Below are 11,988 nucleotides of genomic sequence, written 5' to 3'. Positions count from 1 at the left end.
AAAGGGGGTGGCGATATTCCAGGAGGCTGGTCCGGGTTCGCAACAACGATAGCCGCCGGCCTCCATCCAGGCGAAGTCATCGGCTCTTCAAGCAGCTGCCAGTTGCACAGGTGGTCATCAACGAGACCTTCGCAAAAGACCTCTGAAACTGGACGCTCTGTTTTGCAACTTGGGCAGTAGCGAACAAGTCCCGTCATGCCTTTGCCTCTGTCGTTCGCAAGTAAGTACCCTGCTCCTCAAGCAGGTGTTGCAGGCGAGCCATATCCCCACGGCTGGGGATGCCGGCGAGCCAAACCACACCATCGTCTCCGAACATGACATCCAGGCGCCGGTCAGCATCCCTAGCTTGTCGGCTCAGGGCCCCGAAAATCCGGCTGCCTAGCGGTGTTAGACACGTCATTTTTTGGTTGTCACTGCCCATGAGGTACGTGGTCTGGGGTGTAGCGCTCTCGAAGGGTTCCGAAATAAGGCAGTCAATCAGTCCAGACGTGACACAAGGGTCGCCCTGCAGCTGCTCGAGCCTCCTACCGCTGTAAACAAGGATGTCAGTCGCAGTTAGCTGCCGAATGCCGCGAAGCAGCCGCTCAAGCGGAGCGGGCTGCTCAAAGGGCTCCCCCCCGGAGATGGTCACGCCTTCACACTCCTGAAGCCAAGGCTTGAGGCGGACAAGTAACTCATCTACGGTGGTATCCGGCGCACGCTTGGCCCATGTGTCAGAGGAGATGCAGCCAGTACACCGTATGGAGCAGCCCTGGAGCCAAATGCCGACGCGCCGACCTGGGCCGAGTGCAGTGACAGGGAAGTGGGCTCGAGACAGTGAAATGTCCATCACCTGCCTGTTTCCAGAGTCAGTAGACCTGCCTGCAGCGACTTGATAGTGAAGCTGCAACCTGGACCGGCATCAGCATCAAACAGCGACCGAGCAAGTGGGTTCAGAAGGTTTGCTTCGACCTGGTTGCGGATACCTCGGCCGCCGTTGGACAGGTCGGCCAGACACAGGGCCTTCAGGCTCGCACGGGCTTCCTCTGTCATGGTGATAGTTATATCTTGAGCTTTCAGGTCTTCCAGGGTGCTTCTGACCATCTGCTCGAAGATTTGCTCGGCGATGTCTTCACGAATGAAGTCAAAGACGATGATGTTCTCGCCCATGCGGTTCAGGATTTCGGGACGATTCAGCGTAAATTTAAAGTGCCGGTCGATTTCCTCCTCGACCTTCTGCTTGACTGCTTGATACGGCTCGCTCGGCGATACGTTGAGTGCTCTCTCGCCCGAGTCGGTGAGTTTGTAGATGCCGAGGTTGGATGTGAAAACGATGAGCGCCTCAGAGAAGTAGACGCGGTCGCCTCTGCCAGAGGTGAGGACGCCATCGTCCAGAATCTGCAAAAATTTGTCCAGAACCCTCGGGTGTGCCTTCTCAATTTCATCGAACAAGACGACGCTGAAGGGCTTCTCCCGAATGGCGTTCGTTAGCTCACCGCCGGCGTCGTATCCGATGTAGCCTGGAGGAGCGCCGAGCAGTCGCTGGTCGGCGTGCTCTGCGCTGAACTCAGACATGTCGAAGCGAATGTAGGCGCTCTCATCGCCAAAAAGCAGACTGGTGATGGTCTTCGCCAGCTCGGTCTTGCCTACTCCAGTCGGCCCAGCGAGGAACGCAACGCCACGCGGACGGCCACCGCGCCGACCCGCACCTACGCCGGTTACAGCTCGCTTGACGATGTCAAGCATGTGCACCACTGCTTCCGACTGACCTTTCACACGCTGGCGAACGAACCCCTCAGCGTTCTTGATTTTCTCTCGGTCGATTTGCAGCCAAGGGTCTTCAGTGACCCCGACTTTGTAGCGACGCACTGCGTCTGCAATTTTTTCGACTCCCACGCCTTCCACGCGGGCAAGGACAGAGATGGCATTGACGTCGGCAAGCAGCATGCCCTCTGTGCCGTCAACGAAGTCGTCTTGCGCCTTTTTGAGACTCTCAGGCGTGGCCTGGGCAGCTCCTGCGAGCGGCTTGAGAAGTGCGGGGGCCAGGGAGCGCCGCAGGCGGCTATCCGGTCGCGGCACCGGGACATGGCGAAGACGCGGATTGCCCACAATGAACCAGTCGGGTAAGTCGCCTTCCTTTTCGACAATCCACACGACCGTGTTGTAGAAAGGTTTGCGTTCGGGTCCCGAGGGTCTAGGAGTCACCTGCTGCGAGAGAAGCAGAGCTTGAGTGAACAGATGATGTTCGGCTGCTGTGGGGTCTGTAGGCCGAGTGAGCAGGCGGGCAGCGAAATCGACGATGAGGGCAATTGGCTCGCCCTGGCGGCGAACCACCGTACTGAGACTGCTCGCAAGTAACTCTGCACCTGCCCTTCCCTGAGCCCCATCGCTTGCAAGTCCTAGCTCGCTCAAGAGCGCCGACTGGCCATCAATAGCAGCACCCGGCGAGGAAATGACGCTGAACCCCGACAACGGCTGAAATAGCAGCGCCTGCGCGTATCCAGCACGTTTGAGGGCGGCGGCGACACACTGGTGTAAGGCCTGTGCAGTCACTATGCCAGGCTGAACTTCCACAACCTGGAGGTCACGAACGTTCCCAGACAAGACAAACTGACTCTTGAGCGGCAAGAAGCGCTCAAAGTCTCGCTCCCACCGTGGGACTTGGTGTTTGATTTCCACTTCTCCTCCTTGAGCCCGCGCCTATCCACGCCTTTTGAGTCTAGCGGAATGATAGGTACCGCTCACCGAGCGCTTCTTCCAGAATCGCAATACAAAACTGTTGCTTCGACCTGATGAGCATGGGGCCATGCTAGGGGTCTGTCAGCGGCACTTCTGCCTTTGCTTTCTCAACGCGCGGCATTCCGTCGGCTCTTGCGGGTCGGATTGGCTCCATAGCCCTAACTCGCGTTCGCGGGCCAAGGCCTCGGCCGCCTCATAGCGCTCTCGCTCTTCGGGTTGTTGCTCGAACGCGTATTTCCGGGAGTGCCATGCCAAGCCTGTCTGCACAAGCTCAAGCGGAATGTCTGCGCCAGTAGGACTGGCAACTCGGCACACCTGGCGCTCATATGCGTCCACCTTATAGCAATCAACAACCGTTCCCGGAATCGCACGCTTGCGCAGCAGGTCGCGTGAAACTCGCCAAAAGCCCTGCCCCGTTTCTGGCGCGTCGATACCCGCAACACGGACCCTGACAAACCCAGCTTCGTGGCCACAGGTGAATGTGTCGCCGTCGTGGAATGCTCGCGGGTCAGTGCAGGTCAAACGACCTGCCGGTTCCTGGGAGGGACCTGCAAAGCTGAGGCTGCTTCCACCCAGACCTACCGCCAGAGTTGCCGCCACGACCGCGGTGTTCACGAGCCTACGAAACCCGGGACTGCCCACGGGGCTGCGACTGTCTGTTGGATATCTGGACTGAATCATCTATTCCCTCCCTTGTGCCGAACTCATTCTGTCGCAGCACGTCATGTGTCCAGCCCTGCTGCATCCACACAGAAGATGAAGTCCTACGTATCCGCATGGCGACGGGCGAGGGCACTCCGAATCTCGGCCTCGGCAATTGGCCAAGGGATTCGCTCCTGCTCAAGCCGGAGACGTGCACCCCAAGCTCCGCTCTTGAGACCCAGAAAGACTGTTCCTTCAGCCTCTGTCAAGGATTCGAGGTCGGCTTCAAGACATTGGGTGGGCTCTTGGACGGTCAGTTCTTTGAACTGCTCAAGGGTTGCTTCATCCATCAGGATGGAACGCACGCCAGGAAACACTCGGCGAGCACGCGCGAGGATGGCTATCCCATGTGTATCCAGGTCGCCCCAGTACACCGCGGGCAACCCCTGAACCCACTTCAGTTGAGCCAACAATGAGACTGCGTTGCCAAGCCCAATGAACGCGACAACACCAGCAATGTCCGGAAGAGAGGCACCTGAAGCCAAGTTCTCCACCATCAGCACAGAACTGGGCCGCAATTCGAGCGCGACCAAGTCCTCCACAGTTGCCTCCACGTCTGAAAGCCCGCCCACCCGCATCCGCAGCTCAGGGCAAAGGATTCGCATGCGGATTCGCTGAGGTAGTCGCTTGAGCCCGGTGGCCTCAAAAAACTCGTTCTTGACCGGTCCACCTCGTAAGAGCCCCAAGAACTCAGTCACGAGGCCAGTCCTCTTTTCGAGCCACTTGGTGTCAACACCCAGAATGGGCAGCTGACGTACGTACAGCCCCGAGGTAGGGTTTTCAAGCAGCCAGGAAATGACCGCAAGCAATCGCTCGAAGTCAGCGTCGCTGTAGTCGGCCAGCACATCGAAGTACTTGCCCAGGCTCCCCGCGCCCCGCAATGCTGGCCAGCGTTGAAGAACTTGCTCAAGGCGCGCACCGGCACGAAGCCATCGTCGCTCCTGCCCACACCATAAGGCAACCTCTCGAGCCGATTGAAGGCTCAGTGCCACGGGCAGCGTTTGGGAGCCTAACCGTGCCCACCTTCGCTCTTCGGTCTCCACAACTCCAACACCAGACCAGGGCAACCAGCTGTCGACCCACGCGCGCACGGTAGACAGGTCGGACGAAACATCCGCCTCAGTCGGGGCTCCGAGGGCCACCCGTAGCGGCCAATCACCGCCACCCTCCAGCCAGACCCGATGTTGGTTGTTGTAGCGGCGAACCAGCCAGTCCCTGACTTGCTCAAGCCTCTGCAGTTTCTTCGTCATGCTTTTGCGCACCTAGGTTCAATCGCTTGGAGTCACTGTCGTAGTCAATGGGGATGACGTGAGAAAACTTGCGGTCCTTGATGTGTACAAAGCACGCCCCACCGATGAATGGCTCCAGGGTCATCACGGACTTCATCGGGGTCGCCACGACCAACTGAAAGCCGAACGTCTTGAAGATGTTCATCGCCATCGTGGTGAACTCTGCGTCCGCCTTGTCAAAGGCCTCGTCGAGAAACACCGTACAGAACCTTGGTAGGGCTCGGTCCTGCCCACCCAACTGATAGCGCAGAGCAGCAGCCAAACAGGTCGCCGCGAGCTTCTGCCTTTGCCCGCCGGACTTACCTGCACCGCTGCGATAGACCTCTTGCTCGATACCGTCCTTGTCGAGCTCCCTGGCAATGAACTCCACATGCTGGCGTACATCGAGGACGATGTTTCGCCAGTTCTTGTCGGGGGTCTCCTGACTGGCAAGCCGCTTGACAAGACCGCTGATGGCCACAAACCGTTGCTCGGCACTGGCTGCGTCCTGGCTCAGCATGTTGCTCATGGCGGAGCGCAACTGCTGCTTGAATTCAGTCACATCGGCCATGAGCTTGTCAGCCGTGTCGATGACCAGATACGTGCCTTGACCAAATTGAGTCGTTGCAAGGCTCTCGTTGACCACTGTCATGCGGTCTCGAATGGCCTTGCGCTCCTGGTCAAGCTGAGTCGATAGCCGGGTGAGGTTTTGCTCGCTCTGCTCCCTGAGTAGCTTCAAGAACCGTTCTTCGTAATCCGGCAGCCCGTCCTTCTCCAGCCGCTCTAGCTTCGCGAAGAAGTCCTGCTCGCTGGCAATCTTCGCGTCCAGGCCGCCCGCTTCCGCCGGCCAGAGGCGGACAAACTCCTCGAAACGGCGCTCGATGCTCGTCACCAGGTTTTGAATCTCTGTCCGAAGTTCGCCAAGGTCGCCGCCAATGCCGCGCACAACATGTGTTGTTGCCGCGTCCAGATTTTCGAGCGACAGCTCGTGCGGGTAGTTGCTGTAGCGTTCGTCCAGACCACTTGACTGCAAGGGTGTCAACGCTACAGACAAGAGCTCTTCTCGAAGCCGACCGAGCCTCCCTTCGTAGTCTTTGAGCCAGGTTGTCAGAGACGCCAAGGAAGCCTTTCCGTTGCTGTGAGCATCGCGGGCTTCGTCGTAGTTCTTCTCCTGCTTCTTGATGTCCTCATCAAGTTTGCCCAAGTCGGGTCGGCTCTCTTGCTCGCGTTTGATGCGGGACTGGAGTCCCTCGATTTGGGCAATCGAGGCCTTCACATCAAGTTCGTCCCATTCCGTGTTCGCCAACAGAATGCACGCCTTCATTTTTTCCTGCGCCTTGCCACGCTCTTCATCCAACGCAGCTAAGGCCGCGCGCAGTCGCTCCCATTCAGTCGCTTGCTCAAACGCCAAGTTCTGGAAGTAGGCGCGCTTGGACGCGTTGTCCATTCCGAGAACCCATTTGCTCTGGTCGTCCACACGGAATCGGTCGTTCTTTTCGTGCCGGGTGGCGTTGTGCTTGACCTGCCCCTCGCGTGTGATGGCGCGGTGCGCGCTGCGGAACGCCTGCAGGGTTGCTGCGCACTCATAGTCGAAGTGAGACTTGAGCTCTTCTCGAACCCATTCCGCCTGTGGCACCTGGGCGAACTGCAGCTTCCGGATGAGGGAGTCGGGTCCGACACTTCGCTGCGCGGCCGTTTGATTCATCGTCTTGTAGTAGACGACCCGTTCCCCAATATGCGTGGTGTTCAGGTATGAAGCTACCTGCGAGTAGTGTTTCTCATCGACCAGCAACGATTGAGCGAACCCGTTGAGAACGCGTTCTATGGCGCCGCGCCACTCGGCATCCTCTTTGCGAACCTCCATGAGTTCCCCTGCGAAGGGGAGCTTTTCCTCAGGAATCCCTAGCTCACGGGCCATGCGCTCGCGCACATTCAGCATGCGCGATGGAATGTTCGAGCGCTGGCGTTCGAGCGCTGCTACTTCCTGCTTGGTTTTCTCAAGTTCTTTTCCAGCATCGGTGAACTGAATGCTCAGCGCGATTTTTTGCCCTTCGAACTTCGCTCCGACCTCGTTTGACCCATGCACAAAGGCCTTGGCCGCATCCTTGCGACCCGCATAGTTTGTGGCGTTCTCCGGCAGAGTCCACCCCATGACTCGGCACGAGTGGGCAATGCTCTCCCGCTTGCCGCCTCTCTTTTCTCGAAGCTTTTCCGCAGTCGTCAACTGCGCCTGCAGGTCTTCGAGCAGACTCCCACCCATTTGGGCACGCTGGTCCTGGAGTGAGCGGAGTTCCGCAAACGCTGCCTTCTCCTGCTGCTCCAGCAGCTCAGTCTCTTGAGCTTGCCCCTCGATAGCCGTGTTGGTCCTTTCGATGGCCTCGTCCAGAAGACGCTTTCTTTGGCGTTCCTTGTACTTATCAACCCCGAGATTCAGCTCGTCCAGCTCACTCTTCTTCGTGTGTGCCTTGTCCAGCAACATGGATTCGTCGCGAGCGGGCTTGAGCGTCTCGATTTGCCGCCTAGCACTGACGACAGCTCGGTGGGCGTCGTTGAGCTCATCGAACTGTTGAACCAGTTTTTCAGCCAGCTCGAAGGTGTTCGGCGGGTCCAGCATGAAGTCACGCATGAACTCGTTGAGGTCGCCGAGATTCTTCGCGCCCTGGGTTTTGTGCAGCAGGCGAAGTGCCCGTTCGCTATCGATGCCCAGCAGGCGTCGGAATCGCTCCTGGTACGCGCTGAACTCATCACGAACAAAAGCATCAGGTAGGTCGAACTTGAAGCGGCGAGTGTCAAAGTCCTGGTCTGCAAAGAACTTGAGCTCGCGAAGGTCGAATTCCCTCTCAAGAACCAAGTAGAGCTTCTTGACCTCTCCGGGGCTGGTCGACTTGCCACGGACCCAGATGACCTGGGCGAGCACCACGACCTTTCCCGACTCGTCGCGGTACGTCTCGGCCGCGGCTGACCAAGTGGTATCGGACCTGAGGAACTGAGCGGCGTATTCGCCCGATTCCGAGGTCTGCTGAGCCCATGCTCCGCGGACATAGGTCATCAGGTTTCGGTCTTTGCTGCGACGCTCGGCTTCACGTGCAGCGACGTTGAAGTCGACCCAGCGCGGAGGAGTGGTCAGCGAGGCATGAGCGTCCAGGATGGTCGACTTTCCCGAGCCGGATGGACCAACAAACAGGTATCCCTCTTTGGCGATGCTGATGCGCAGATAGCCAGAGAAGGTGCCCCAGTTGAAGAGCTGCATTTCCCTCAGCCTCATCTGGTCATCGCTGCCTTGCTCCGGTGTGCCGAAGAGGCTCAAGTTGTCAGGTGCGGTCATTGGGCCTCCTGCTCGTCGGCGTCGTCGTCCGGGCGAGGTGCGGATTCGCTGTCGGTTTCGGCACCCGTGGCAACTTCGCCGCCACCGACTTGCTCTGTGGCAAGCGCCCGGTACGTTTTTGCGAGTGCGTCGATTTCCTCCGCAGGGAACAAGAGCTTGAGTGTCGGAGAGACCTCGAAGCGGTCTTCGCCCCCTCGAATCTTGTGAAGCAGACTCAGCTTCTTGACCTTCTCGACCGCGTTCTCCATTTGCCGCTCGAATCGGGCATGGTCCTGATTACGGTCCTTCTCGAAGACGCTGAGGTACTCGTAGATTTCAGCGCTGGATACGACTGCGCGGTCGCCGGCGGCATCGGCCTGAGTAAGCCGTTGCCGGAGGAAGACAACGAGGGCTGACTCGATGAAGGTCAGGGGTGCTTTTCTAAGCAGTACAGGTATGTCAACGCTCTCAGCGACAACCTGCCTGGTGAAAGCCACAGACTGGTCGTAGTCGACTACGAGTTCGAGGAACAGGTTGTGCAGGTGCTGCCGAAGAACCTTTTCTTCGCGCAGCAGCACCTGCCAGAGCTTTGAGTGACGTCGCCCGTCAATGGCTGGCCCCTGTAGCAGCTGGACCAGGGCGCGCCTTGTTTCAAGCGACAAGGTTCCGCAATCACCCGAAAACAACTCCGTACCAGCCGGGTGATGGTCTTCGTCTACTTCAGGCAAACACTCCGAGTCACCGCCGTGCGCGGCTCCCGATTCATTGAATGAACTCAATCATCCTCTCCCTGGTGAAATAAATGGCTGGGACACGGGCGGAGCGGTCTACGCCGTCTTTGCCCGTCCAGCTCACAACCTGCCCAGTCTCGGAGACCTCTCCGTGGCGGGCGCCGAGTGCAACGTAACCAACGACTGAGCCGAAACCCTGTTCCGCCGGATAGCGGTCCAGGACATCTGCGATGCTCACTTGTGACTGCTCCAGCAACATCGTTCGGATGTGGTCGCGGAGCGTGCGAAGGTCGATTTCCGACTGCCGGACCAACTCTTCGACAGCTTCGATGGTCAATTCGGAAGGCTCTGCGTCATCCATGGTCGAGTCGGGAACGCGCATCGTCGGGTCGTACAGCGTCCACTGAGCTACGGACCGGATGCGGCTGCTCGTCAAACTGAGCGTGAAGTCGATGGACTGGTTTGGGCGTACAAGCTCTCTTGCAGCGAGAGCGGCCTGTTGCGCTTCCCGCAGCAGCGCATGCAACCGGCGCTGCTCCTGAAACTCACGGCTTTGAACGAAGCTCTTGAGACTCCTGGCGAACTGCTGCAGAACTTCGTGCACTTCGCCCCCCTCGGACATCAGGGTCGCAGTCAGCGACTGGAGAAACCGTCGCTCGCGAGGCTCAAGTTTTCGGGCAAAGCCACGGGCTGTGATGGCATCGAGCGCCTCTAGAAGGGCAAATGATTGCTCGCCATCCGTGAGCAGGTTCCAAAACGCACTGAAGGTCCGACCGGGGTCACTTTCAGCGATGAGGTCCACCCCAGCGAAGAGGTGCTCGAGCACCTCGCCTCGGCTGCCGTCGTTCTCCATGAGGCTTTGACGCAGTTCCCGATTGAGTCGGTCGAATGCGTCTCGCACGTTGCGGAAGTCTCCGGCCAGCTCCTGGGCCTGAGCGATGACTTCACGAGCACGCTCAACCGCTCGCTCATCCGGAAGTGTTTTCAAGCCTCCGCGCTCCACCTCTCGGATTTCCTGGTCAAGCCGTTCACGCTCTGCGCGCATGCGCGCCAGGCGTGTTTCCGGATTGGCATCGGTCTCTTCTGCCAGGCGGATGACTTGTTGCATGACGCTTGCAAGCCGGCTCTCGGTCGCGGCAGAACGTGGCCTCTGGAGCCCAGAGACCCAACGCAGCGCGGTAAGGGCCTCGGCACTGAGCTCAAAAACCTCTTCTTGCGCCCCGGCAGGGAACCGCCGAGAGAGCCAGCCTTGAGTGAGCCAGTCGGCCAGGTACGCCTGGCTGGTCTGCGCCAAGGCATGGCCCTGCCCCCTCAACAGGTCAATGTCACGGGTCATCCGCTCCACAGCGACCGATACGGGCAGGACCTTCTCGTCGTCCCCAAACAGCGACTGCAGCAGTGCTGCGATGAGCGGGCCGTTATCAACAGCCAGGAGCCTCCAAACCCGTCCTTCACGCAAGGCGAGATTGGCAGCAGCAAGCCGGGCCACTTTCATGGGCGGCTCCAGCCAGCTATAGAGGGGAAAAGGGCATTGACTTGCATTGCGTCACCTTGTACGAATAACCATTATACGCATATTAGTTGTTCGCACAATATATAGATGCATGCAATAATTGCGCGCATGCAAGAGATGGTGCCCCCCATGCCAACGAAACCTCCCACCGGCCAGCGCAGCACCTCCAAATGGGGGCAGGAGCGACGTCTGGAGTTCATCGACTGGCGTTTGCGGTGGGACGGCCAAATCAACCGGGTGGACCTGACGGAGTTCTTTGGCATCTCCATACCTCAAGCGTCCCTGGACCTGGCCAAGTACCTGGAGATGGCGCCAAAAAACGCCGTCTACGACCGCAGCGCCAAGGTCTACCTGCCCGGGCCAGAGTTCAGCCCTCTATTTGGCTCCAACAGTCCACAGCGCTACCTCAACGAGTTGCTGGCGCGCGCAACCGATGTCTTGCCGCCGGAGCTGAGCTTTCTGGGATGGATGCCATCCGTGGACCTCGCGCCAGTGCCTGGTCGAAGGGTTCCCGCAGAGGTGCTGCTTCCGATACTGCAGGCCATCAGGTCAATGAGGCAGGTGGTGGTCAGCTATCAGTCTGTGTCATCGCTGGAGCCAACCGAACGCACGCTTTCGCCACACGCCGTTGCGCACGATGGATTTCGCTGGCATGTCCGCGCCTATTGCCACCGGCGCGAGCAGTTTCTTGACTTCGTTGTGGCTCGCATCCTGAGCGTTACAGCCACCTCATTGGATTCAGTCGACGCTGCCAAAGACGAGGCCTGGCATCGAATGGTGACGCTCCGACTGGGACCGAATCCTGCCCTCCCCTTGGCCGTTCAGAAGGTCATCGAACTCGACTACGGGATGGAAAACGGCAGTGTTGAGCTCCCCTGTAGACAGGCGCTTCTGTTCTACACACTCCGGCACCTCGACCTGTTGGATGGCCACGGGGCTCCCCCGGAGGTTCAGCAGATTGCGCTCCTCAACAGAGAAGAGGTTGCTCCGTTCCTGCCCACAACCAACCACTCGCGGTAGCGCAGGGCTACCCCCGAACGCCATGGCGCCACGCGGCTCCCCTTCGTGCACATCCACCTTCAAGTAGGCGAAGACGAAATTGGTTGAACAACTTGAACGCTTGATTGAGCGGTCCTTCGAGCTCCACGAGGCGGTCTACAGCCACGTCGAAGACCTGGGGCCTCCTGCTGGCTCACGGGCGGACATCGCATCTGATGCAGGGTTTCTAGCGCTCGAGCACGGTACCGCGGTGCTCGAACTCATCGACAGCGGCAAGCCCAGCTCTGCCTTCGCTTTGATGAGGCCTCAGTTCGAGAGCTTGGTTCGCGGAATGTGGCTTGCGTATGCGGCAAGCGACTCGTGGGTGGACAAGCTTTCACAGCCGCTGACGCTCGCTGCGCAGAGGCAGGCCAATGAAGGGCCGATGTTGGCGGAGATGCTCAAACATCTCGACGCTGCTCCAGACGCCCCCTCGTACATCGTTGGGCAACTCAAGGAATACCGCGACGTGGCCTGGAAGGCGCTCAACAGCTTCAACCATGGTGGCATCCACCCGCTGACACGCGCCGTGACCGGATACACCCCGAAGCTGGTCTACGACTCCCTGAGGAACTCAAGCGCTGTTTTCGCCTTGACCACTCAACTGGTGACCGTCATGGCGGGCGACCCCAAAAAGATGGATATCGTCAGACGCCTGCACGTGGATTTCGTTGATTGCTTGCCCATCATCCACGGGACCCGTTGAAACACCGA

Annotated in this window: 9 protein-coding genes; 2 read left to right on the top strand and 7 right to left on the bottom strand. The window is 59.1% G+C overall.

Annotated elements, in window-relative coordinates:
• Positions 1–193: 193 nt before the first annotated feature.
• The 7 genes from RMP09_RS01430 to RMP09_RS01400 form a co-directional block, all read right to left on the bottom strand.
• Positions 194–829: a 4Fe-4S cluster-binding domain-containing protein gene (locus tag RMP09_RS01430; RefSeq protein WP_310564228.1), complete on the bottom strand. Its 636-nt coding sequence runs from the start codon at positions 827–829 to the stop codon at positions 194–196.
• Entirely contained in the window at positions 829–2,658 is a 1,830-nt protein-coding gene (locus RMP09_RS01425; protein WP_310564227.1) for an AAA family ATPase, read from the bottom strand. The genes RMP09_RS01430 and RMP09_RS01425 overlap by 1 nt, the downstream gene beginning before the upstream one ends.
• A 141-nt stretch (positions 2,659–2,799) precedes the next feature.
• On the bottom strand, positions 2,800–3,333 hold the full coding sequence (locus RMP09_RS01420) for a thermonuclease family protein (RefSeq protein WP_310564226.1): 534 nt from the start codon (positions 3,331–3,333) through the stop codon (positions 2,800–2,802).
• A 149-nt stretch (positions 3,334–3,482) separates the two neighbouring features.
• Positions 3,483–4,670, bottom strand: coding sequence for a DUF3322 domain-containing protein (locus RMP09_RS01415; RefSeq protein WP_310564225.1), 1,188 nt, complete (start codon positions 4,668–4,670; stop codon positions 3,483–3,485).
• The gene (locus RMP09_RS01410; RefSeq protein ID WP_310564224.1) at positions 4,645–8,013 is read right to left on the bottom strand and encodes an ATP-binding protein; all 3,369 of its coding nucleotides are present in this window, start codon (positions 8,011–8,013) and stop codon (positions 4,645–4,647) included. The genes RMP09_RS01415 and RMP09_RS01410 overlap by 26 nt, the downstream gene beginning before the upstream one ends.
• Positions 8,010–8,771 (bottom strand): DUF4194 domain-containing protein, encoded by a 762-nt coding sequence (locus RMP09_RS01405; RefSeq protein WP_310564223.1) that lies wholly within the window; start codon positions 8,769–8,771, stop codon positions 8,010–8,012. Before RMP09_RS01405 ends, RMP09_RS01410 begins: the two co-directional genes overlap by 4 nt.
• Positions 8,755–10,218, bottom strand: a complete 1,464-nt coding sequence (locus RMP09_RS01400) for a DUF3375 domain-containing protein (protein WP_310564222.1) — start codon at positions 10,216–10,218, stop codon at positions 8,755–8,757. The genes RMP09_RS01405 and RMP09_RS01400 overlap by 17 nt, the downstream gene beginning before the upstream one ends.
• 126 nt (positions 10,219–10,344) lie before the next feature.
• Here RMP09_RS01400 and RMP09_RS01395 point away from each other — a divergent pair, with 126 nt between their 5' ends.
• Together RMP09_RS01395 and RMP09_RS01390 are read left to right on the top strand one after the other, a co-directional pair.
• Positions 10,345–11,256 carry a WYL domain-containing protein gene (locus tag RMP09_RS01395; protein ID WP_310564221.1) on the top strand — a complete coding sequence of 304 codons (912 nt, stop codon included), beginning with the start codon at positions 10,345–10,347 and terminating at the stop codon, positions 11,254–11,256.
• A gap of 79 nt (positions 11,257–11,335) precedes the next feature.
• Positions 11,336–11,980 (top strand): DUF6988 family protein, encoded by a 645-nt coding sequence (locus RMP09_RS01390; RefSeq protein WP_310564220.1) that lies wholly within the window; start codon positions 11,336–11,338, stop codon positions 11,978–11,980.
• Positions 11,981–11,988: the final 8 nt, after the last annotated feature.

Source organism: Hydrogenophaga sp. (genome assembly GCF_031426985.1).
In the GTDB taxonomy this organism is placed as follows: domain Bacteria; phylum Pseudomonadota; class Gammaproteobacteria; order Burkholderiales; family Burkholderiaceae_C; genus Hydrogenophaga.
This window is presented reverse-complemented; position numbering and strand designations above follow the sequence as displayed.